22 protein-coding genes, 1 pseudogene and 1 riboswitch are annotated in these 22,200 nt (G+C 67.6%); of the genes and pseudogenes, 10 read left to right on the top strand and 13 right to left on the bottom strand.

The window, feature by feature from the left end:
- Positions 1-64: 64 nt before the first annotated feature.
- Complete coding sequence (locus ACQEU6_RS38835; RefSeq protein ID WP_499338682.1) at positions 65-439, bottom strand: DUF8711 family protein; 375 nt, start codon at positions 437-439, stop codon at positions 65-67.
- Positions 440-488: 49 nt separating this feature from the next.
- Positions 489-605: riboswitch (SAM riboswitch) on the top strand.
- Between the two features lie 41 nt (positions 606-646).
- Here ACQEU6_RS38835 and ACQEU6_RS38830 point away from each other — a divergent pair.
- The 6 genes from ACQEU6_RS38830 (at position 647) to ACQEU6_RS38805 (ending at position 8,761) form a co-directional block, all read left to right on the top strand.
- Positions 647-1,906, top strand: coding sequence for an aminotransferase class V-fold PLP-dependent enzyme (locus tag ACQEU6_RS38830; protein WP_499338681.1), 1,260 nt, complete (start codon positions 647-649; stop codon positions 1,904-1,906).
- 111 nt (positions 1,907-2,017) lie between these two features.
- Entirely contained in the window at positions 2,018-5,773 is a 3,756-nt protein-coding gene (locus ACQEU6_RS38825) for an SseB family protein (RefSeq protein ID WP_499338680.1), read from the top strand.
- Entirely contained in the window at positions 5,770-6,138 is a 369-nt protein-coding gene (locus ACQEU6_RS38820) for a UCP033725 family protein (protein ID WP_499338679.1), read from the top strand. The genes ACQEU6_RS38825 and ACQEU6_RS38820 overlap by 4 nt, the downstream gene beginning before the upstream one ends.
- 120 nt (positions 6,139-6,258) lie before the next feature.
- Positions 6,259-7,251: a hypothetical protein gene (locus ACQEU6_RS38815; RefSeq protein WP_499338678.1), complete on the top strand. Its 993-nt coding sequence runs from the start codon at positions 6,259-6,261 to the stop codon at positions 7,249-7,251.
- 467 nt (positions 7,252-7,718) lie between these two features.
- A complete protein-coding gene (locus ACQEU6_RS38810) occupies positions 7,719-8,138 on the top strand; it encodes a hypothetical protein (protein ID WP_499338677.1) in 420 nt (139 codons plus the stop codon).
- Between the two features lie 281 nt (positions 8,139-8,419).
- Entirely contained in the window at positions 8,420-8,761 is a 342-nt protein-coding gene (locus tag ACQEU6_RS38805; protein ID WP_499338676.1) for a hypothetical protein, read from the top strand.
- Between the two features lie 98 nt (positions 8,762-8,859).
- On the opposite strand, the pseudogene ACQEU6_RS38800 reads toward ACQEU6_RS38805, so the two are convergent.
- Positions 8,860-9,279, bottom strand: a pseudogene (locus ACQEU6_RS38800) (TrmH family RNA methyltransferase); the annotation flags it as partial.
- 50 nt (positions 9,280-9,329) lie between these two features.
- Here ACQEU6_RS38800 and ACQEU6_RS38795 point away from each other — a divergent pair.
- Positions 9,330-10,817 (top strand): recombinase family protein, encoded by a 1,488-nt coding sequence (locus tag ACQEU6_RS38795; protein ID WP_499338675.1) that lies wholly within the window; start codon positions 9,330-9,332, stop codon positions 10,815-10,817.
- A 316-nt stretch (positions 10,818-11,133) separates the two neighbouring features.
- On the opposite strand, the gene ACQEU6_RS38790 is transcribed toward ACQEU6_RS38795, so the two are convergent.
- The 6 genes from ACQEU6_RS38790 to ACQEU6_RS38765 form a co-directional block, all read right to left on the bottom strand.
- Entirely contained in the window at positions 11,134-12,954 is a 1,821-nt protein-coding gene (locus tag ACQEU6_RS38790) for an FtsK/SpoIIIE domain-containing protein (protein WP_499338674.1), read from the bottom strand.
- Between the two features lie 11 nt (positions 12,955-12,965).
- Positions 12,966-13,301, bottom strand: coding sequence for a hypothetical protein (locus ACQEU6_RS38785; RefSeq protein WP_499338673.1), 336 nt, complete (start codon positions 13,299-13,301; stop codon positions 12,966-12,968).
- A gap of 50 nt (positions 13,302-13,351) precedes the next feature.
- Positions 13,352-13,546, bottom strand: a complete 195-nt coding sequence (locus tag ACQEU6_RS38780; protein WP_499338672.1) for a hypothetical protein — start codon at positions 13,544-13,546, stop codon at positions 13,352-13,354.
- A 52-nt stretch (positions 13,547-13,598) separates the two neighbouring features.
- Entirely contained in the window at positions 13,599-14,324 is a 726-nt protein-coding gene (locus tag ACQEU6_RS38775) for a DUF2637 domain-containing protein (RefSeq protein WP_499338671.1), read from the bottom strand.
- A 149-nt stretch (positions 14,325-14,473) separates the two neighbouring features.
- A complete protein-coding gene (locus tag ACQEU6_RS38770) occupies positions 14,474-14,698 on the bottom strand; it encodes a hypothetical protein (RefSeq protein WP_499338670.1) in 225 nt (74 codons plus the stop codon).
- A gap of 3 nt (positions 14,699-14,701) precedes the next feature.
- Positions 14,702-15,049: a hypothetical protein gene (locus tag ACQEU6_RS38765; protein WP_499338669.1), complete on the bottom strand. Its 348-nt coding sequence runs from the start codon at positions 15,047-15,049 to the stop codon at positions 14,702-14,704.
- Positions 15,050-15,263: 214 nt separating this feature from the next.
- Between ACQEU6_RS38765 and ACQEU6_RS38760 the strand changes: the two genes are divergently transcribed.
- A complete protein-coding gene (locus ACQEU6_RS38760; protein WP_499338668.1) occupies positions 15,264-16,085 on the top strand; it encodes a GntR family transcriptional regulator in 822 nt (273 codons plus the stop codon).
- A 175-nt stretch (positions 16,086-16,260) separates the two neighbouring features.
- Here the strand turns inward: ACQEU6_RS38760 and ACQEU6_RS38755 are convergent, their stop codons facing one another.
- The 3 genes from ACQEU6_RS38755 to ACQEU6_RS38745 all read right to left on the bottom strand — a co-directional run bounded on the left by ACQEU6_RS38755 (position 16,261) and on the right by ACQEU6_RS38745 (position 18,135).
- Complete coding sequence (locus ACQEU6_RS38755) at positions 16,261-17,019, bottom strand: GntR family transcriptional regulator (protein WP_499338667.1); 759 nt, start codon at positions 17,017-17,019, stop codon at positions 16,261-16,263.
- 82 nt (positions 17,020-17,101) lie between these two features.
- Positions 17,102-17,314, bottom strand: a complete 213-nt coding sequence (locus ACQEU6_RS38750; protein ID WP_499338666.1) for a DUF397 domain-containing protein — start codon at positions 17,312-17,314, stop codon at positions 17,102-17,104.
- Entirely contained in the window at positions 17,311-18,135 is an 825-nt protein-coding gene (locus ACQEU6_RS38745) for a helix-turn-helix domain-containing protein (RefSeq protein ID WP_499338665.1), read from the bottom strand. Before ACQEU6_RS38745 ends, ACQEU6_RS38750 begins: the two co-directional genes overlap by 4 nt.
- A gap of 295 nt (positions 18,136-18,430) precedes the next feature.
- On the opposite strand from ACQEU6_RS38745, the gene ACQEU6_RS38740 reads away from it, so the two are divergent.
- Positions 18,431-18,769, top strand: coding sequence for an ATP-binding protein (locus ACQEU6_RS38740; RefSeq protein WP_499338664.1), 339 nt, complete (start codon positions 18,431-18,433; stop codon positions 18,767-18,769).
- Between the two features lie 724 nt (positions 18,770-19,493).
- Here ACQEU6_RS38740 and ACQEU6_RS38735 read toward each other — a convergent pair.
- Positions 19,494-20,453: an ATP-binding protein gene (locus ACQEU6_RS38735; protein ID WP_499338663.1), complete on the bottom strand. Its 960-nt coding sequence runs from the start codon at positions 20,451-20,453 to the stop codon at positions 19,494-19,496.
- A 206-nt stretch (positions 20,454-20,659) separates the two neighbouring features.
- Here ACQEU6_RS38735 and ACQEU6_RS38730 point away from each other — a divergent pair, with 206 nt between their 5' ends.
- Complete coding sequence (locus tag ACQEU6_RS38730; RefSeq protein ID WP_499338662.1) at positions 20,660-21,244, top strand: hypothetical protein; 585 nt, start codon at positions 20,660-20,662, stop codon at positions 21,242-21,244.
- A gap of 29 nt (positions 21,245-21,273) precedes the next feature.
- Here ACQEU6_RS38730 and ACQEU6_RS38725 read toward each other — a convergent pair whose 3' ends face one another.
- Positions 21,274-22,197: an SAVMC3_10250 family protein gene (locus ACQEU6_RS38725; protein ID WP_499338661.1), complete on the bottom strand. Its 924-nt coding sequence runs from the start codon at positions 22,195-22,197 to the stop codon at positions 21,274-21,276.
- Positions 22,198-22,200 lie beyond the last annotated feature (3 nt).

The following is a 22,200-nucleotide window of genomic DNA, read 5'->3' as shown; positions in this document are numbered from 1 at the left end:
AGGTCACGCGTTCGCGCACGTGGCCGAGGCCGCTTCGGGACGGGCCCTGGACCCGGGCGGCCGGTCAGTCGCAGGCCTTGCCGATGGCGGCCGGCGTCTCCCTGATCACGCTGTCGAGCTGGGAGACGTCGCCGTCGCCGACCCCGGTCGCGGCGGCGCGGAGCCGCCCCGCCTCGGCCTTCAGCGCCTTGCCCAGGTCGGCGTCGTCGGCCTGCTTCGCGAGCCCGTCGACGCGCCCGGCGAGCTGCTCGGTCGCCTGCCGCCACGGCGACGGCTCCGCCGCCGGAAGCCCCCGCACCTGGGTGACGTACTGCTGGAACGCCTTCTTCGTGTCGGCGCACACCTGGCCGGAGTTTCCGCCGCCCATCGCCCCGCACCCGCTGAGGGCGCCGAGCACCAGCGCGCCGCCGGCCAGCGTCCGAACCACCCGGTACCGCATCGCACCCTCCCCTTGATCCCCGATCGGCTCCGCATATACTTCCGCATGAGGTCATGAGCGCCAGCGCAAAGCCCCGGCTTGCTGGCCGGCAACCCTTCGTCCGCGATGGGGTGCCCTGGGTGAGGACCTGGCCGGACGCGGAACCGCGTTCCGGCAAGCGCGGATCCCGACGGACGTCCCGGGGTCCCTGACCCGGAAGGTCCACGCATGCCCACGCTGCTCGCCCGCTCCCCCATCACTCCTGCTGTGACGCGCCCCGAGGGGGTCCGGGTTCGGCCGCTTCCCCGCGTCATCGGGGCCGGCGTCCCGGTTCCGGTGCGGGACGGCCGCCACGTCCCCTACGCCAACTTCGACTACGCGGCCAGCGCGCCCTGTCTGGAGGCGGCGCAGGAGGCCGTCGCCCGCGCGCTGCCGTACTACAGCAGCGTCCACCGCGGCGCGGGGTACGCGTCCCAGGTCACGACGTCCGCCTACGAGGACGCGCGGGAGACCGTGCGGTCCTTCCTCGGCGCGTGGCGGCGGTCGGCCGTGGTGTTCACGCGCAACACCACCGACTCGATGAACCTGCTCGCGCACGCCGTCCCCGCCGGGACGAGCGTCGTCGTCTTCGAGAGCGAGCACCACGCGTCGCTCCTGCCGTGGAAGCGCGCCGTGCGCCTCCCGGCGCCCGCCACCCCGGCCGAGGCCCTCGCGGCGGCCGACCGCGCGCTGCGCGCGTGCCCGATCGGGTCGCGGCTGCTCGTCGTCACCGCCGCGTCCAACGTCACCGGCGAGCTGTGGCCGATCGAGGAGCTCGCGAACGTCGCGCACCGCAACGGCGCCCGCATCGCGGTGGACGCGGCGCAGCTCGTCCCGCACCGCCCCCTCGACATGACCGCGCTGGGCCTCGACTACGTCGCGTTCTCCGGGCACAAGCTGTACGCGCCGTTCGGCGCGGGCGTGCTCGCCGGGCGCGCCGACTGGCTGCGCGCCGCCGAGCCCTACCTCAGGGGCGGCGGCGCCAGCGCCTCGGTCGGGGAGACGACCCGGTGGGCGCCCTCCGCCGAGCAGCGGCACGAGGCGGGCTCCCCGAACGTCCTCGGCGCCCTCGCGCTGGCCGCCGCGTGCGCGACGCTGTCCCCGGTCTGGGACGACCTGGCCGTCCGCGAGGAAGCGCTGGTCGGACGGCTGCGGTCGGGTCTGGCGGCGCTCCCCGGCGTCAGGGAGCTGACGCTGTGGGGCGAGCGGGCGCCGCGCGTCGGAATCGTGTCGTTCGCGGTGGACGGCTGGAACGCGCGGGACGTGGCGCTTACGCTGTCCGACGAGCACGGCATCGGCGTGCGCGACGGAAAGTTCTGCGCCCACCCTCTCGTCCGGCACCTGCTGGGCGAGGACGGCGGCGCCGTCCGTGCGAGCATCGGCATCGGGACGGACGAGGAGCACATCGACCGGCTCCTCACGGCCCTCGCCGAGTTGACTGCGCGCTGACAGCCGCTGACCTGCGAACTCCCGCGCGCAGTCAGATGATTATGCTCTTTGGTCCTGTTCGCCCATGTAGCGTAGGCAGTCGCGCGGGGACGAGCACGCTAGATACAGGGGGTGGCGACCGTGGCCGACGCGTGGCGACCCACGTCGGAACTGGAGCACCGACTGCAGGAGACCGTACGGGCCGGCGACCAGGAGAGCTACTTCCGCCTCCTGTCGGACGCCGACCTCGTCGTCCCCGTCCGGCCCGAGCTGGTGGACGGCGTCCTCGCGGGGGAGGCGCAGCCGTCGTGGCCCACCCAGGAGGAGGACGGCCGGGTCCACGTCCTGGTTTACACGTCGGCGGCGGCGATGCGGGCGTGCCTAGGGCCGTCCTACCAGCACTTCATGACCGTCCGGTTCGGCGACATCGCCGAGAGCTGGCCGAACGACCGCTGGTGGCTCGCCGTCGACGCGCCCGCGCGCGGCGTCCCCGCCGTCCTGCCGATCGAGGCGCGGCTGCCGGCCTGGTTCGTCCGGCAGGTCGCCGACGGCGACGGCCGCCCCCCGCAGGTCGGCCGCTCGTCCCCGCCGTGGGAGGAGCTGCGCGACCAGCACCGCGACCTGCCCCGCGAGGCGCCGCGGCCGGAGTTCCAGCCGGCCAACGACGTGGAGCGCGAGCTGCTGCGGGCCGCCGCGACCAACGACCACGACCTGTTCCTGCAGACGCTGGCGGCCACCGACGTGCTGCTGCCCGTCCCGGACGACATGGACTTCTCGCTGCGTCCGGGCCGCCCCGGCTTCCCGTGGCAGACGCGGGAGGTCGACGGCTCCACCGTCGTCCCGGTCTTCACCTCGCCGGAGCGCCTGGCCGAGGCGTCCGGGCCCGGCACCGAGCACATCCCGCTGCCGTTCACCATCGCGCTGCGCTACTGGCCCGACCACGACTGGCTCCTCGCCATCAACTCGGGCTCGCCCGCGGGCGGCACCGTCCTCGCGCAGCAGCTCCCCGGCCTCGCCACCTGGGCCGACCAGCGCGCCGCCCAGCGGATGACGGAGCGCTTCGAGCCCCAGAACGACATCGAGCAGCGCCTCTTCGACGCCGCCCGCCGCCGCGACACCGAGGCCTTCTTCAAGATCCTCCTCGGCGCCCAGGTGCTCGTGCCCGTGGACGCCGAGACCCCGTGGGGCATCGTCCCCGGCGACCAGGAGTTCCCGTGGCGCCCGGTGCGGGTCCACGGCCGGACGTCGATCCAGATCTTCACGTCGCTGAAGTGGATGAACGAGGCGATCGGCACGTCGCGCTTCATCATGCCGAGCCTGCTGGAGATGGTCACCGCCTGGCCGGACGCCTCGTGGACGCTCGTCCTCAACCCGGGCACGCCCATCGACGCGTCCATGCCGGGCGAGCAGGTCCGCACGCTCAGCGGTCCGCCCGCTCCCCCGTCCGCCGCGGCTCCGCCGCCGCCCGACGCCCCCTCGGTGCCGGTGGCCCCCGCCGTCCCGGCCGACCCCGCCGCCCCCGGCCCCGGCCCCGCCCCCGGCCTCGGCCGACACGCGGGAGCGCCGCCGGCGGACGAGCCCGCCGTCCCCGCGCCCGCGGAATCGGGCCGTCACCATGCGGGAGCGCCCGGCGGCGCCGCGCAGCCCGGCCCTCCCGAACCCGTGCCCACGCCCCCCGCGCACTTCGGCGAGGCGGGCGACGCCCCGGCCGGCGATCCTCCGAGCCCCGTGCCGGGGCCGTCGGCCCGCCACCTCGCGGACCCGTCCGGCACGGCCATCGACCCAGGCCACATGGCCGGACCCGAACCCCTCGGCGCCGTCCCGGGCGACGCGGGCCGTCCCTACGCGGGCCCGCCCAGCTCAACCGGCTCCGGCCCAGGCGGGCCGGGCGACGCGGGCCACCTTTCGGACGCGTCCAGCACCCCGTCGAACATCGCTCCTTCCGAGCCCGCTCCCCAGGGCACCGGGCCCCTTGAGCCCGCGCCCGGCGGCGTAGTCGAAACCGGCCTCCCCGTAGCCACCCCTCAGGACTCCGAGACGCCGATCCCCGCACCGGGCGTGCCGGGCGACGCGGGCCGCCCCTACGCGGGCCCGCCCAGCTCAACCGAACCCGGCACGGCCGCCCCGTCCGGCGGCGTCGCAGAGCCCGGCCTCCCCGGGCCGGCACCGGAGAACGCCGGGCCTCTCGACGCCACGCCAGGCCTGCCCGACGGCGCGGGCCATCACCTGGGCGCACCCAGCGCTCGCGGCCCCGGCGATGCCGGCCACCTCACGGACGCGTCCAGCACCTCACCGAACATGGCTCCTCCCGAGCCCGCTCCTCAGGGCACCGCGCCCCTTGGCGCGCCGAGCACGCCCGTGGAGCCGAGCCCTCCCGGCGCCGCGTCCCCGAGCAGCGAACCGCCGCACCCGGCGGCTCCCATGCCTGAGGCGCAGGGCGCCGAATCCCTCGGGGCTGTGGCGCCTGGTGGTCGAGATGACGCGGACCGCCCCTTCGCGGCCGCTCCCGCCGTACCGCCGAGTGCGGCCACCGATCCGGGTCATGGAGCCGGACGAGACAGTGCCGTCCCAGGCTTGCCGGAAGGTGCCGACCGTCGTGTCGCGGGGCCTGTCGCGCCTGTCGAGGAGGCGCGGCCCGGTCAGGTGAGCGGGCAGGACGCGGGCGCCCTGAGCAGCGATCCCGCCGGCGCCGCATCTGGCACGCCGACCCCGGCGCCCGGCCCGGCCGGCCCCGGTGAGGCGGCGCCGAGCGGCCTCGCGGCGGTTCCCCAGGACGCCGTGCACCCTGGCCAGGCGGACGGGCACGACGCCGCAGGCGGCGGGGACGGCGTGCCCGCCGGAGAGCCGGGGGCGGGCCGGGCGCTGCGCGCCGTCGAAGAGCCGGAGCCCGCGTTCGAACCGGGGAACCGGATCGACCAGGAACTCTTCGAGGCGGCTTCGGGCGGCGACTCCGACGCTTTCCTGCGGGTGCTGCTGAACGCGAACGTGCTCGTGCCGATTCCCGACGACGCGCCGCTTGAGGTGACGCCGGTGCAGCGGGAGTTCCGGTGGGACGCGGCTCTGCGGGACGCGGTGTCCGTGCAGGTGTTCACCTCGATGGTCCGGTTGCGCGAGGTGCTGCCGGAGTCCCGGTTCGTGTACGCCGACTTCCGCGAGCTGATCGGCGCGTGGCCCCGGGAGGACTGGGCCATGGTGCTCAACCCGGGGACGCACATCGGGGCGTCGCTGCACGGCGACCAGGTGCGGTCGCTCAGCGAGTGGGCGGTGCGGGTCGGGCTCGTCCAGGCGCGGCCGGAGGTTCCGCTGCCGCCGCCGCGGCGGGAACCGGTGCCGCAGCCGCCGTCCGACCCCGAGGACCGCGTCTCCTCGCCGGCCATCATGCAGAAGGTCGTCCCGCACGGGCACGTCGCCTGGTACCTGGAGCAGGGGTACGACCGCGTCGGCGGCTTCGTCCACTCCACCGGCGACGTGGCCGAGTTGCAGACGCCCTCCCAGCTCTACGAGGCGCTCGGGCTGCTGTTCTCCGACTCCACGTTCACCCTCGACGACGAGGGCGTGTACGTCATCCGCTGGCCGGCGTACTGCCCCGACCTGTACCGCGTCCCGTTCGGCGGGCGCGACGAGGAGGAGATGGCGTCCTGGGGCGAGTCCGGCTGGGTGGTCGAGCGGCCGCCGTTCACGGGCAACGGCTTCGCGCCGGGGAGCGCCGGGTCGATCCGCGAGTACAAGGTGACCAGCGTCCGGCTGCCGTACGGAGCGGAGATGTACTACATCGGCAGGGACCGGTCCGAGCGGTTCATCGCGATGTACGACCCCGACCGGCTCGCCTGGCTGCGGCCGGACGCCGGCGCCGAGGCATGGGACGGACGGACGGAGGCCGCGCAGTGAACCGGGACGGGTACGTCGCGCGGTGGCTCGGCCGCGACTTCGAGGCCGCGCCGGGCGCCGACGGCGAGATCAGGCTGTACGCGCCCGGGGCGACGGACGGGTTCGAGGAGCTGCGGCCGGGGCGCTTCCGCCGCATCGTCCCGGCGTCGGAGGTCGAGGAGCTCCGCTACGTCCGGACGACGTGCCGCTGGCGCGGCGAGCGCTTCGTCATCGTCGGGGAGCACGAGACGTGGGTGCGGGTCGAGTACGCGGGCGGCCGGGCGCCGGTCGCCGAGGCGCTCGGACTCGACCGCGTCGACCAGGGAATCTGGCAGGCGTGGGCGCCGGGGGCGGAGATTGAGGACGTCCGGGAAGAGTTCGTCTGACCGGACGGGGTTGATTTGGCCCTTGGATCCGTGTTCGCATGTGTGCCGAGGCGATCCCTCGGACGGAAGCGCTCAACGGCGACGCGACGGAGGTGCGCGGCAGTGATCTGCCGAGCGACGGTGAAACCGATCTTTGTGGGGCTCGGCACGGCGGCCATCCTCGCCGCCGGCGGCGCGTCCGCCGTGGCCGACACCGCCCCCTCCCCCTCAGGGTCGGATCCCTCATCTCCCGCGGCGGGCAAGCTCCAGGTGGACGTCGCCTCGACCGCGACCAGGCTGGACCCCGGCGACTCGCTCGACGTCACGACGACGGTCACGGCCGTCGGCGGCGACGTGGCGAGCATCAAGGTCACCGGCGTCACGGCGACCCTCAAGGGCACGACGGTGACCGGTGACTGCGGCGCGCCGTTCACGTCGGCGGGGTGCGCCGTCGGCGACCTGGCCTCGGGCAGGAGCGCCCCCGTCAGGTCGCACGTGACGGTCCCGAAGGAGGGCCCGAAGGCCACGGCGGTCTACACGATCACCGTGACCGTCGACGCGGCCGACCTCGCCCCGGTCGCCGGGACCACGACGTTCACGTACGTCGTCCCGTCCAAGCCGCCCACGAAGACGCCCACCCCGACTCCCTCGAAGACCCCTTCGAAGTCCCCCACGAAGTCGCCGTCGCGCAAGCCGACGACGCCGTCGCCCACGCCGTCGCACTCCTCGTCCTCGGGGGCGTCCCGCGGCGGGTCGGGCGGGAACGGCTCCTCCGGGAACGGCACGGGGACGAACGGGTCCGTCCAGACGTCGCCGAACTCGTCGTTCGAGCCGCAGAACCCCCAGGTGGCGCTGCCGTCCATCCAGGCGCCGAGCCCGTCCGTCGCGCCGAGCCCCGCCCCCGGAGCGGGAACGCCGCAGAGCCGTCTCCAGGGCAACAAGGCACCCGTCGCGCAGGATCTGACGTTCGAGCGGATGGCCAGCACGCAGATCGCTTGGCTGGCGGCGTTGATGGTGGCGTTCTCACTGCTGCTGACGCAGCTGCGACTCGGCCGCCGCCGGCTGCCCGCCGGGGCCCCGAGGCGGCCCAGGGGAACGCACCGGCGACCGCGGGGCGGCATGTTCGGCCGGTGATCCCGGGGACGCCCGGCACCCCTTCACGGGCGGCTCGGCGACGGCGGCCCCTGGAAAGAGAGAATCTCACGCGCATCCGTCGAAGACGTCGAAGAACAGGTCCGAAAATGCCCGCGCACGGTAATTTCGACCGTCTGGGCCGACGCGGATCGTCCACCCGCGAACCGTCACGGAAGCCGGTGGAGGACAACGGCGCCCGTGGCCGCCGTCGGACGGCGCGGCACCGACGGGCCCGTTCCAACGCGAGCGAAAACCCCGGATCGCGTGGAGCGTCTTGAGGATTGGTGGCGGACGTCCGTAATACCCGCCGAAACGGCGGCGGCCTCACGCCCGTCCTCCCCGCTTCAGGTGCACGCCCCGCAGACTCGCTGGAGGGAAGCGGTTTGAGGCTTCCTGGAAATGGTTACCTTCCCGGGGCGGCTGTTCCTTGCCAGCGCCCTTGCTGCCCCCGGAAGAGGTGACCGGTAATGGAAATTCGGACAGACGGTGGAGTGCCGAACCAGGACGAGATCGTGGAGCTGCGCGCCCGAGCGGAGGCCGGCGACCGGGACGCGGCCGGACGTCTGGGCGAGCTGCTGGCCAAGCACGGCGACCTGGAAGCCGCGTTGCGCGTGTGGGCCCGCGCCTACGGCGACGCCGCGCCGACGACGAGGCGGCTGGCCGAACTGCTGGCCGACCGCGGCGACCTGAGGGCCGCCGTGGAGGTGTGGCAGTTCTCCGACCCGGTCAGGCAGAACCCGTCCGGCCTCCACGAGGAGTTCATGGCCGGCCTCGACGCCGACGAGCTCGTCGTCTGGGAGGACGACCCGGAGGACTGGGCGTTCATGGAAAGGGAGCGGCTGGCCAGGCTCCTGGCCGACCGGGACGACGAGGCCGCCGTCGCGTAGGCCGCGTTCCACGGTCCCGGCCCCCTTCGCTCGCCGGGCGGCTCGATCGGCCGGAAGCCCCTTGATGGCCGTCCTCATTTTCGGCGGACCGGCGCACCGTTCGAGACCAGGTTGGACATCGTCCAATATGCGCCCCCAGGCGAGCCCCGGCAGCCTGAAAAGGAGGTGCTGAAGCGTAAGGGCAAATGAAGTCGATCTTGGGCTGTCATGTCGGCCGCGCCGTTCGGCGCCCGTTGGGAACGCCCTGCCGGCCAGGTGACGGCGTCCCCTGCGAGACCCCCATGTTCACCTTCGCTTTCGCGGTTCAGGCCGCCTCAGCGGACGGTTCCGATCCCGCGAGCGTGGTGCCGGTGTCGGGCACCAGCGCGCTGCCGCCGGGGTGCGGACTTCCCGAGGGCGACGGCCATGTCCTGAACCCGAACAGCGAGGTCCAGCCCATGGTGGCGCGGGACCCGAAGCGGCCTTGGCATCTCGTCACGGTGTACCAGCAGGACCGGTGGAACCGGTACGGCGGTAACGGAACCGGCACCGCCGTGTCCGACGACTACGGCGCGACCTGGCGCCCGTCCGCCGGCCAGACCGCCAACCCGGTGGACATCCACAGCGCGACCTTCCGCAGCTGACCGACAGGGGGGCGGCCCGCCGGCGCTGGGAGCGCCTGCGGGCCGTCCTCTTCTTTCGGCATGGACGACGGTGAACCGCCCGGCCTCCAGACGCCCCGCTACCGCATGAGGGTGTGGCAGGCGATGGCGGCGGCCGCGGTGACGTTGAGGGAGTCGACGCCCGCGGACATGGCGTCCCCGCTCATCGGGATGCACACCGGTTCGTCGGCCTCGTCCAGCCAGCGCGAGGACAGGCCGTCGCCCTCCGAACCGAGCATGAGGGCCACGCGGTCGCCCATGGACGCCTTCTCGACGGGGGTGGCCGTCTGGTCGGGCGTCAGGGCCAGCAGGGTGAAGCCGGCCGCGCGCAGCTTGCCCAGGTCGTCGTGCCAGTTGGCCATGCGGGCGTAGGGAATCGCGAAGACCGCGCCCATCGAGACCTTCACCGCACGCCGGTAGAGGGGATCGGCACACCTCGGCGACAGGATGATCGCGTCGATGCCCAGGGCCGCGGCGCACCTGTAGATGGAACCCACGTTCGTAGACTGCAATGAAAGACACACCGGGCCTACGAAGCAGGTGAGCGAACATGCCCCCGTCCGAGCGTGCGGACCAGTCCCCCGTTCTCGCCGTCGCCTACACGCGAGTGTCCACCAAGCGCGAAGAGATGGTCAGCCCTGAGCTTCAGGCACACGAGCAGGACACCTACGCCGCGCGGCATGGATTCCCCATCGTGGAACGCGTCGAGGATCTCGACCTGTCCGGGCGTGACTTCGCTCGCCGGTCGGTCGACTACATCGTCGAGGGCATCAAGTCGGGCCGCTGGAACACCGTCCTCCTGTGGAAGTGGTCGCGCTGGGGCCGCAACCTCCTCCAGTCGCGCCTCTACCTCTCGGAGGTGGAACAGGCGGGCGGACAGGTCATCGCCGTCACGGAGGACTTCGACACGACGACGAGCGTCGGCAAGTTCACGCGTGACCAGATGCTCGCCATCGCGGAACTCCAGTCCAACCAGATGGCGGAAAGCTGGCGTGAGGCGCACGGCCGCCGGCGCCGTCTCGGCCTGCCGCACACGACCGCGCCTCGTTTCGGCTACACGTACGTGAAGGGACAGGGCTATGTCATCGATCCCGAGACGGCACCCGCCCTCAAGTCGTGTTACCAGCGGTTCGTGAACGGCGAGTCCATGCGGTCGCTGGCGTTCGAGTTCAACGCCAACGGTTACCGGACGACGCGCGGCAACGCCTTCACCCCGACCGCACTCGGCCGAACCCTGGACACCGGTTTCGCTGCCGGGCTGATTCGTGAGCGCTCCGTGCCACCGGACGCAGCGACGAACGGGCGCACGATCGCAGCGTTCGACGTCTGGCGTGAGGGTGCGCACGAAGCGATCATCTCGGCCGATCTCTGGGAGAGGTACCGCGACAAGCGGCTGGCGAACGCGCTCAAGACTCCTCGTCTCCGAACCGTCGCGCACACGTTCTCCGGCCTCGTCGTCTGCAAGGCATGCGAGACGAGCATGATCAGCGCTCGCAACGGAGCGCGGCAATATCACGTCTGGCGATGCCGCAAGCGGCAGGAGTCCAAGTCTTGCCCCGGCGCTGTGGCCAGCAACGCGCGTCTTGAGGCGTACGTCCGCGAGTGGGTTCTCAAGAACGCGAAGGGCGGGGAGACGGTTGAGGCGGACGCCCGCCGTGAGATCGCGGCCCGTACGGCGACGACCAACCTCGAAGCGTCGCGCACCGAGATCAAGCGCCTGAAAGCCAAGCGCAAGCGGCTCGTCGACCTCTACACGGACGGGGACGTAGATCGCGATGACTACAGGGAGAGGAAGGCAGAGATCGACGAGGCGCTCACAGCGGCGGAAGCGAGCGAGCGCGCAGCCAAGGCAGAGGCCAAGGGACTTGACGTCGATTACCGGTCCATCTTCACGACCCTTGCCGACCTCTGGGACGACGCGACGCCGCAAGAGCGCCACGAGATGCTCACCAGGGTCGTCAGGAGGATCGAGATCCAGCCGGGCGGGTGGACGAACCCTGAGAAGGCGCGCATAGTCCCGTACTGGGCCGACGAATGAGCCGTTAACGCAACTGCCCCTGCCGATGGCCATCGGCAGGGGCAGGCTCAACGCTTGGCGTCGTCTCGTGGTCGTACCGTCTGATCGCGCCGTCTGCGTTCGACGTTGGCGAGCACATGAGCGGCTACCTTCCAGAACTCATCCCAACACTCCCGTTCCGTGGGTGTCTGCGCTGGTGTACATCTCCCCGTGTGGCCTCACCTCCCCTCACGGTGCGTGGCCGAGAACAGTGGGGGGAACGTGCACGTGCAATGTGCAGCCACGTCCCATACGTGCAGACGCGCGCGGGGGTGCACATGCACAACCCCCTGCACCGCTACGGAGAGTCGTCGCCAGCCGTTCGAACAGCGCGCCAGCGTCCTCGTGTCACCTGGATCGCGCGGCCCGAGCTGGCCAACCCGTTGAGTTGGTAGTAGACCCACCGCCGACTCTTGCCGCTCGCCTGGACGAGCAGAGGCACCGGGACACCCTCCTCGGGGGCGGTCGCCAGCAAGGTCCACAGAGCCGTTTCAGGGCCCTCCCTGGACTCGGGTCCGTCGAGGGGCGCCGGCTCGTCGAGGGAGGGCTCTGGGCGCTTCCCGGAGGCGTCCGAACTCACGAGACTGACGGCTTCCTCGGGCGCCCGTCGAGAAACCTCGTCGAGTGTCGGTCGTCCTCCCGCTTGGCTCCTCGCCGCTTCGCTCACGGTCTCGTCGCTGAGCAGGAACGCGCGGGCGCGACGAGGGATGTCGTGTTCCGGAGCGGAAAGGAAGAACTTGCCGGGCGCGTTGAGGGTGTGAGCGTGCCAGCCGGCGCTGAGCATCCCTTGCCCGAGGATGAGATCGACGTCCTTGCGCTCCCGGACGCGGAAGCTCATGCGGACGTCCATCTGCGAGCGAACCGCGCCCTTGCCCATGGCCTTCTGAGTGGGACGCTGGGTCGCAGCGACGAGGGTCACGGCGACGGCCCGTCCGCGGCGCGCAATCGAGTCGGTGAACGTAGTCGCCTCCGGCGCATCATCGGCCAGTTCGGCGTACTCGTCGATGACGATCACGAGTGCGGGCATGCGCGGCGACGGGTCCCACACGCGCCGGCCGGTTGAGGCAAGGTGATCTGCGCGTGCCTCAAGGATCGCGACGGCATCGCGTAGGAGTGCGCGGGCTTGCTCCGGTGTGGTGGCGAGTCGATCGATGCACGGTGCCCACGGCTGGAGCTCCATGCCACGCTTGAGGTCGATGGCCCAGATGACGACGTCTTCGCATGCGGACAGGTTGCCCATGAGGACGTTGATGCCGCCGCTCTTGCCCGATCCTGCGATGCCTCCGATGAGGGCGTGCCGGCGCAGGAGTATGACGCGTGCGGGTGAGGCGTCCTCGAAGGGGCCGAGGTCGATCGGTTCCGTGATGGTGGTGACGGACGGTCCCGGCCATGCGATGGCGTTTGCGTGCGGGTCGATGTTGAGTACCCGCAACTCGAATCGGTTCGCGCGATCGTCACGCGTCGGGTAGACGCGGACGGCTCCTCGGAACGTCCCGAGTGCGGATTCGAGCGCGGGAATCTTGGTGATCGCGTCTTGGATCGTCTGGCCGCGCGCCAGCCCGAATCGGGCGCGCCATCCCCACACGTCCACCACGGCGGACATGACGCGGGAGCCTGCCAGTCCCACCGATTGCGAGATCTCCGGCCACGCGGCAAGTGTGCGCTCGACTCGGACGCGGGCGCGCCGGCGTCGGTGTACCCACCACGGGATGGACAGGACGGGTGTGCCGACGAGGATGATCTGCGTTAGCGGCCGGTAGGTAGCACCGAGTGCTGTCGCTGCGGCCAGCCATCCCCCGGCGCTCAGCGCGACGGTTGCCGCGTACGCGCGCTCGATGCGGAGCGACAGGCCGACGCGGTCGCCGACGAGGGCCAGAGCCGATGCGGTCGCGGTGGCCGCGACGAGGATGCCGAACCACCACCTGGGGTGTGACATGTGGAGGATCAGAGCGGCGATGACGAGGGCGAAGGCCAGCGCGACGGGCCCGATTTCGGAGCGGTAGCGCCAGAGTCCGCGGGCGATGACGACGGCTGCAAGGTCCGGCATCGGCCCGTTGGAGTCGATGACCACCATGGGCTGAAGCCCGTTGCGGCGCATGCGGCGCGCGTGGCGCTTCATCTGCCGGTTCCTCATGCGCGCCCCTCAGCGTCGTACCCCTGGGTGTGAAGCTCGTCGATCAGGTACGAGAGCGGGTCGCGTTCCCCGTCGCGATGCGCGTTGAGGGTGGCGCGTGCGGCCGCTGCGAGGTTGGCGCGGTGTATGCGGGTGTCGCGTAGTTCGGTGCTGAGCCGCTCGACTTCCGCGGCCAGAGAGGGGATCGCGTTGAGGGCTTCGTCAAGGTTCCTGCGGAGGATGGCAGGGAGCGACTCGTCTGGCCACGTGTTGGCGACGATGCGGAGGGCAGTTCGGCTGCGGTTGATGGCCTCCTGAAGGTCAATCTTCGGGTGGTACGGGGAGTTGGTCACTAGGGCATCCCCTCCTTTAGTCGGGGTCATTGGGACGTCCGGGATCGTCGTCAGTGCTGGCTTGCGCTGAGCCACTCGACGATCGCGGCCACCAGGTGGCGGATCTCCGGCGCGGCGCTGGTAGCGGCCAGGAAGAAGCCGAACAACAGGCAGATGAGCGCGTGCCAGACGCGCAGGCCCATGTAGCGCCACGCGACGTACGCGACCACACCGAGGATGGCGACGAGCGGGATCGAAACGTTCATCGGATGCATCACCTCCTTCCGTGCTTGCGAGCGGGCATCTCGGGTCAGGGCCCTACGGGCGGTCGGAGTCTTCGGCCTCGTCCGGGTCATTGAGTTGCCGGCGTAGTTCCGTGGCTTTGGGGGTGCTGATCCTCAGGGACGTCCGGAGAGCGTCGCGGGTGATGGGACGGCCGTGCATCTGCCGGTACTGGGCATCGGCGAACCGCGCAGCGTCCATGAGTTCCTCGTCGGTACGGCGTGGTGGGCGCCGTACTCGTCGTTTCGGACGAGAGGAGAGCTCGTCCTCCGTGACGACTGTCGGTGCGTCCTCGACAAGGTGCGGAGCGTCGATCCGGCTGCGGAGCGCGTGAAGGTGTGCGGTGAGTCCGAGTACGGCGGCCGGTACGGCACCGACAAGGACGACGATCGGCCATGAGAGGTCGATCAGTCCGGCCCCGATCGCGTGGTACGCGGCGTTGCCGGTGATGCTCATAGCGATTGCGCCGAGGGCATTCGTCCGGGCGAATCGGCGCGCGGCGGCTGAACGGGTCGTGCTCGCCAGCCACACGCGCGCCGAGGTCATGGCGTGCGCGTCGATGGTGATCGGTAGAAGCCATGCCAGCCGTACGGGCCAACCCGCGACGGTGGCCAGCCCGTACAGGCCGGCGAAACTGGCGACCGCAGCGGAGACGGCCGCGATGGTCATGCCGATCACGACCCACCAATCCCTTACCGGGCCGTCGTCTTCATCGGGTACGGATTGCGGTACGGCGGTCGGAAGTGCATCGGTCGCGGACATGGGACCGTCCTTTCAGATTCCGTCGTGGCGGGACTTGCGACGCCGCCAGCGGGAGCGGGACCGGCACTTGTGGCACCGCCGGTTGCCGATCTCGGTACGGGCGCCGCAGGGGCAGGAACGTCCTTGTAGGTCGTGGGGAACTCGCACAGTCACCTCTTCAGGCCCGCGGGCTTACGGGTCGTTTCGTGGGTCTGGTGCCGGACCGTGACGCCGAGGAACCGGCGTGTTGAGGCCGTCGTCCTGGAGCTGGGCGTGCCGGTCAGGCTCATGCGGTGCTCCTCGATGTGGATACCGACGAGCAGGAGCAGGAAGACGCCGAGGGCACCACCGGTCAGGAAGACGGCGAGCAGAAGCATGAGAAGCGCGGAGGGCATCGGTCACATCTCCTCGGAGGCGTCCGCGATGACGGCGCCGTCGTAGGTCATCAGGGCGTCGTAGCTGGCGCGAACGGCGTTCGGGATCGCGATCGCGCTGTAGGTCACGAGGCCGAAGTCCCGCGTGACTCGGTAGTGGCGACTGAACGGGTCGGGAGCGGAGACCTTCGTCCCGACGAGGCTGGCGACGCGGTCGATCTCGATCCGCTGGGCGTGGTCGCTGCCCTGGACGAAGACCATGAGTTCCGTTCCGCAGGGAGCCGGCACCTCGGGGTTGGCTTCGAGGTACTCGGCGAGGGCGCGGAGACCGGTGATGAGCCGCGTTCGCTGGTTCGTGTCTGCGTACGGCATGTGGGATCACCCCTCTCGTCCTGTCGCACTCTCGGGAAGCGCGAACACATCCATCTTGTGAGCGCACAGCTGTGCGCGTCAAGACGTTAGCGCACACTTTCGCGTTAACACTTGAACGCGTCATGCTGTGTGCAGACAGTTGGACGCATACAGCCGTGCGCGCTACAGTGACCAAGGACCAGGCATCGACGCAGGTGAGAGGAGCCGATCGATCATGGCTGGCGCTGCATCGTCACCAGCGGACGCACGTGCGACGGGCTCGAAACCGAACCTCTACGAGGTGATTCGGGATCAGCTGATAGGCGAGATCAAGTCGGGCCGATACCCGTCCGGGGCTCTCCTGCCGTCAGTCCGGGAACTCACGGCGAAGATGGCCATCAGCACCACCACCGCCCGTAAGGCGCTCGCTGAGGTGGTGGCGGCCGGCTACGCGCGCCCTGAAGGGACACGCGGACATGTCTCGGCCGGGCCCCGTGCTCAGCACACCGCCGGGAAGACTCGCCAGCCGACCGCGAATCCCACCGATGACCAGTCTGCCGGGTTGATCGTTCGGCCCTCCGTGACGATCACAGCAGGGGGGTCCGCAGGTTCTGAGGCCGAACGGACCACGATCGATGTGCGCTCCGAAGTGGTACCTGCAGAGGTCGCCATGGCGCTAGCTCTCGAAGAGGCGACCTCGCCCGTAGTGGTCCGGAGGTGTCTCACGACTGACGAGCACGGGACACCGGTCGAGTTTCGAGCGAGCTACATGGATCACGGTTTCGCCCAGGGCACTGCGCTTGCCGAAGCGGAACCAGTTACGGGCGCATGGAATGACGCCCTAGCTTCCGCTTGCGGCACGACGTTGGGGAAGGCACAGCGACACGTCTCAGCGCGCCACCCAACCGACTCGGAAGCCGCGATGCTCGGGCTTCGACCCACGGCCTGTGTACTCGTCCGGGCAGAGACCACGCAGGATCAAACGGGACACCCGCTCGATCACACGGTCACGGTGTGGCCTGCCGAGAGCACACGCCTCAACCTGGGTAGTGAGTGATGACCGCAGAAGACACCGACTCCCAGAGATGCCCACGCTGCAGCGCAAATGACAGCGAGATCAGAACGAAGATTGATCTCGCGTTCGGCGAGGAAGTTCCCTTTAGGACGTGCCGGAACTGCGGCAACGAATACGACCACGGACTCCCGTCGACCGCCCAGAAAGGCGACGACGCCTAGTCGATCGTCGTCCGGTACTGGAACTCATACCGGTCAGCCCGGTAGATAATTTTCGCGACCTCGACCGGCATATCTCCTGCCCAGAACGTTTGCCATATCTGGATCACTGGGACGCCAGCGGGAATGTCAAGTTGCGCCTGCTCATGCGGTTCAGGCATACGAACTTGCAGGACTTCTTCCTCAGTTTCCACGACGTAGCCGATCGCGTCGAAACGAGGGACGATCCCTTGCCCGCCGTACGGCCCTTCATGTGGCAACTCGATCTCGGTACCATCCGTGATCGCGAGAGGTTCCCATGCCACGCTGAAGGAGACCGGACTCCCGCCCATGCTGATGACGTAAGAGGTCTCGGTGACCGGGTCGCCCTCGTCGATGCCGAGACGTTCCGCAACGCCAGCGGGAGCCTCCGCGCGTTCAGTGGAATGCTCCACGCTGAGTTCCATGCCCGCGCGCTCCGACTCCCGTCGATACGCTGCCTTGGCATGTGGGCGCTGGAAGCGGTCCCAATGGGTCCTTACGAGGGGCGGATTCTTCGCAACAAAGGCGCCCTGACCAGCCAGGAAGTAGATCGCGCCAAGATTCCTCAGCGCGATCAGCGCTCGACGGGCCGCGGTCAGCTCACAGCCCCACTGCTGGACCAGCTCTTGCGCGCTGGGCACGGGCGAATCGGGCGGCAAGTCTCCCTTCTTGATCTTCGTCTGAAGGTCGTCGACGATGGCCTGATACGGGGAGCTGTGCTGATCACGGTCGACCATGGAGGGATTCTCTCATAGACAGCGCGCAGCTTAGGGCGCCGCACGTGATCATTCTCAACATGTCTGAGGACTCATAAGCACGTCATGTCAGGTCGTGTTGGCAGCCCTTAACGCGGCGCACAAAAGCACACCATTCGGGCGCCGCAAACCTCAGTACCGGTCCGTCCGGATCTTTCGAGTCACGGACTCCGACAGCCGGAGCCGCGTGCGCAACCTCGACGCACGCCCCTCCGTGGTGATCGCTACGGCTCGCCTTCCGCCACCGGACGTCGAATGGTCCCGGCAAGTTCGTCATCCGAGTTCCTCCATCAACCTTTCGATCAGCAGACGCGACTCCTCGGTTCGGAGCGCGTCACCTCGCAGAAGGTTATACAACACGGCGCACTCAGCAACTGACTTCTTCTCCCGGAGCAGCATTCCTTGCCCGCCGGCTTCGATGTACGCCACATCGGGCAGGTCCGAGAAACTGAGCAGGATAAAACTCCCACCCAACCCCGGATAGTACCCGGTATCCTGCGGGACGACATCGATCCAGACGTTAGGCAACTCGCTAATAGTGAGCAGGTGCTGAAGTTGCTCACGCACTATCGCGGGGCCCCCGATTACGCGCCGCAAAGCGAACTCGTCGATGGTGAACCATGCCTGGGGCGCATCGTCAGCGGTAAACAACTCCTGCCGCTTCAGGCGGTCCTTGACGAGCTGGTCAACGATCTCCGGCCTCTGATTCCGTCCGACCACGGTCCGGATGTAACTCTCGGTCTGCAACAGGCCATTGACCATGGCAACGTCGAAGGCCCGGACCGTGGCCGCTTCTCCTTCCAACTCAAGATAGTGGTCGAATCCTGGAGGCCGGACAGTACGGTGCCGCGTGTCGAGGATGCGCCTCCATAGACGCGAGAACAGGCCGTTAGTTCTGAAGAAAGTGTCGAGGTCCTGAGCGAACTTCTCCGAAGCGATGTTCTTGCCGGCTTCGATCTGACCAAGCCATTGCGGCGTATACCCAAGCTTCTCGGCTAGTTCCTGCTTGCTCAGTTGCGCTTCCGAGCGCCAGGCCGTTACCTCAGCCGCGAATGTCTGGATTGCCGGATCTTCGTACGCTTCACGGCGTGATCCCATAGCCGACTCCTCTCCGAAACCCGGTCGGAGGTTTCGTGGTCCGGGGCTGCGGTTTAGCGGACCCGTCTCAGGGTTCATAGCCGAGAGTAACTCACGGTTGCGACTGTGGTCACGGCATTTCAACGGCAAACCGGAGGCGACCGTTCCCAATGGCGAACACCCGCCCACCGCTGTTGATCACCATCGGTGCCAACCGACATCCGGAGACACTCCAAAGGTCGTATCGATGCACGCAACCGTTCAAGTCCCAGAGCCCCCACCTCTGATCCTCGACCCCACTGACAGGGCGCCGGCCATGGCGCGCAGCTTCCTCGCCGACCGCTACCGCGAGTGGGGTATCACCGATGACTCCGACGGTCGCCTGATCGTCTCGGAGCTGGTCACTAACGCCCTCGTCCACGGGACGGGACAGATCATCGTCCGCGTCTATCGGGATGAGCGTGACGGCATCCTCGTCATCGAGGTCTGGGACCAGGGAGGGGGCCAACCGGTCGTACGCCCGGGAAGCGACACGCATCTCGACGGCCGCGGACTCCTCACCGTCGAAGGCATCGCACTCAAGTGGGGCACGCGCCCGATCAGCGAGGGAGGGAAGATCGTTTGGGCGCGCCTCGCCGCGTGGCCCGCAAACTGATCAATCGCGTGTGCGGCATCGTCGAGCGCCACACCATGCGTTGCCGCACACGCGTCGCACACAACACCGCGTTACGGTACCTGGACTCTCTCGCCGTAGCGCTCGATGCGGCTGGCTGGCGAAGCGTTCGCCTCTACCGTCCCGCTGGGCTACCACTCTCCTGCCCCGTCCTCCGGATATACGCCCCCGGCGTCAAAGGCGTTGAGATCTGGATCTACGTACGAACTGAGCCCGACGGCCGATGGAGCTTCCACGAAGCTTTACGCGGACGCGGAACCGACAGCCACCTTCGCCCCTGCAACGAGGTGGAGGATGCAGCCGAGTACATCGGACGCATCCTCAAAGAGCGGATCTCCTGCTGAGATCGCGCCACCGAGACAAGTTCTCAATGCGGCATTGTCCGCGGATCTGATCACAGGAGCTCCCAAGTGCTTCGCCTCCACAGCGCCCTGCTACGCCCTCTCAGCCCACTCGTTCGCCTCTATCTGCACCAACAGAGCAGGATGCACATGGAAGGTTCCTTCCGATGCATCCTGCTCAAAGAGCACCACAAAGCCCGAGCTCATTGGTGCAGGGCCGAAACGTTCAGGGCGGCTGCGGAGACCCTCGCGTCCCCGCAGATACCGCCCACCCCTCCCGCCCGGCTTCCTGCGACACGAGTCTCTCTTGAGGACACTCCGGAGCCCTCGAACTCGTCCTCGTGACCTGCGACGCTGTGAAGGCGCTAACCCGAAACCGACGCTTCGAGAGCCATGCTGAACTCCGGATCAATCTGCGTCGTGAGATCGACGCCCACCGCCTTGTTCGCCCAGCTCTCAGCGTTCTTGACGTGAAACTCTTCCGCCTGCCGAGAGAACTTCGCCCAGTCCTTCGGCTGCGCGTCCACCTCAGCCTGGAGGCGCCTAAGTACCTCTCGGCCAGCGCCATCAAGCGCGCTGAAGTCGAAGGGACGGCCCTGCTCCATCGCCCGGACGGCTGGCTGATGTCCCATGCACGTCAGGAGGTCATCTCCCACCTGTGAGCGGAGGAAGGCCTCATCCTCGCTCGTCTGAACCTTGTTGCCCACGACCGCGATCTTCACCCCGAAGTCCCGTGCATGGTCGGTGTACTGCCGGTACACGGCAACGCCCTTCCTCGTCGGCTCCACGACGAGGAACATCACGTCGAACCGCGTGAACAACCCAGAGGCGAACGTGTCCGCCCCCGCCGTCATGTCCACCACGACGTACTCTCCGGGACCGTCCACGAGGTGGTTGAGGTACATCTCAACCGCACCCGTCTTGCCGTGGTAGCAGGAGACCCCCAAGTCCTTCTCGTCGAACTGGCCGGCGACCATGAAGGTCACGCCACCGAACCGACGCGACAGGGCATGGATCGGGTCACTACCACCGATCCGCAGGAGCTTCGAACCGCGCCCCGGTGGCGTGGTCTTCACCATCTGGGCCACGGAGGCGACGCGTGGGTTATCGCCTCTGAGGTACTCCTTGATGACGTCGAGGTGCGCTCCCAGCGCCGGCACGCTGGCCACCTCCGCATCGCTGAGCCCCAGGGCCGCGCCGAGATGCTGATTGATGTCCGCATCGATCGCGACCACCGGCGCCCCCTCCTTGGCGAGATACCGGATGAACAGCGACGACGTAGTCGTCTTCCCACTACCGCCCTTACCCACGAACGCAACCTTCACAAGCCCCCCATTTGGAGATGAAAACCATTGTCCTGGGTTGAGTATGGTAGATCCAGCTGATCACATCAACCTAAACGCGCGAACTCCTCACAACCATCCAATTCTTTGCATGTGGCAGTCAGCAACTGCCAGATCAATCCACTACCCATATCGGAAAAATATGGGATATACCTCTTCGGGCGGCCGCACTGTGGGACAATAGACGCATGTCTACTGAGATGATCAGCACTACTTTTGTTGAACTCGGAGCCACTACTGCCTTGATTGCTATTGGTTACCTGCTCGGAACTAAGATGACGCTTCGGAGGCTCGCCAAAAAAATAACGAGTGACGAACGTCGCTTTCACTGCTACTTGGAACTAGCCAAAGTCAACACAGAAATGCATCTAAATGCATACAAGGAGGACCGTCAACACCTCGAAAGAAAGGCAAGTTATGAACAGCTAGCCAAATGGCTTATTCAACTGGAGCGAACTCTAGATGAAATCTATGCAGGTGTGGTTACTTCTACACACCGAGATGTGCGGGAGAAGGTAGAACTCATGCTGCGGGGAGATGTATGGAACATTATTGTTCCGCCAGAAGAATTGTGTTTTGCAGGACTCTACTGGAGTTCGGAGGTTCGCGCCCTGATACGGAAAATCCATATGCCCTACAGTGTTTTTGTGAATAAAGCTATCAAGTTGCTTGACGGCCAGGAAGGGAGTGAATTGTGGGGCGACAAGCAGAAAGTCTTTGTCATACTGGCTGAGATTAGAGATCAAGCCCGTAGCGACCTAGGTATCGCATAACAGACTTGGATTCGTCTATACCGGACACCTTATCTGGCGCGTACGACTGGTGGAGCCTTCTCGACATAAAGCGGGCTAGCGACCACCAACCGAAAAGGGAAGTCAGCACGATCAATATCCATCAACACTGTCGCATGTCCACGCAGACGGCCCCGACCGGGCTTTTCGCACCAGCTCTGAAATGTGTGAAGGGCCGAGAGTTCTATGGAGCTTTGACTTACCTTCCCTTGCAGAACTTCGGTAATGAATTCTGGTATAAAGTCGATCCCATCTTCATAGCGACGTTGAATTTCTAGAATCAACACATGGAGCCAATGGGTGTCGGACCCCATTCGGCCACCTTCAATAGAGTGCGTGCGCAAGTGTTTTTGAGATCCACACAGTAGGAGATTTGTTTTCCGAGGGACATCTCTGTGCAAATATGCATTACTGCTTGCGAATAGAGCAACGTCCTCGGGAGGGAGTTCGCTATCGCCGTAAGCTGTTCGGAACTTCATTTCGAGATCGAAGGTTATCCACTCGTAAGATTCGAGGCCGAGGGCAGTATACGGGCGCGGATAGCGTTGAGCTTCAATCTCGATAATGGCCTGCATGACTAGATCACGCGACGCCAAAGGGTTTTCTCCCGTATTAATGTGCGGAGTTTTCGTTAGTCTCCTGTAGATCTTGTCTTCGGATACATAAAGTAGATCGCAGAGGTAAGTGGCGGAGATAGAGGAAGCGAACTCTGGCGTCCCATGGGCAATTGCGCGCGCTAGTTGACTACGCCGCTTCCAGTTACGAAGAAGGTCAGCAGGATACTTTTCAGGAGCTTTATCGATCAACGTATGACACGTTGGACATAGCATGATTATGTTCTCCCGCATGGCGCGCCCTGTCTCGGTCAACTCCCGTTCACTTTGACCTCGCGGGCCTCTCAGGTTTGCCGGAATGATGTGCGCCAACTCACCCACGTG

This window comes from Spirillospora sp. CA-108201 (assembly GCF_050936235.1).
In the GTDB taxonomy this organism is placed as follows: domain Bacteria; phylum Actinomycetota; class Actinomycetes; order Streptosporangiales; family Streptosporangiaceae; genus Spirillospora.
The sequence above is the reverse complement of the archived record's forward strand: the minus strand, read 5'-3'. Positions and strand labels throughout refer to the sequence as shown.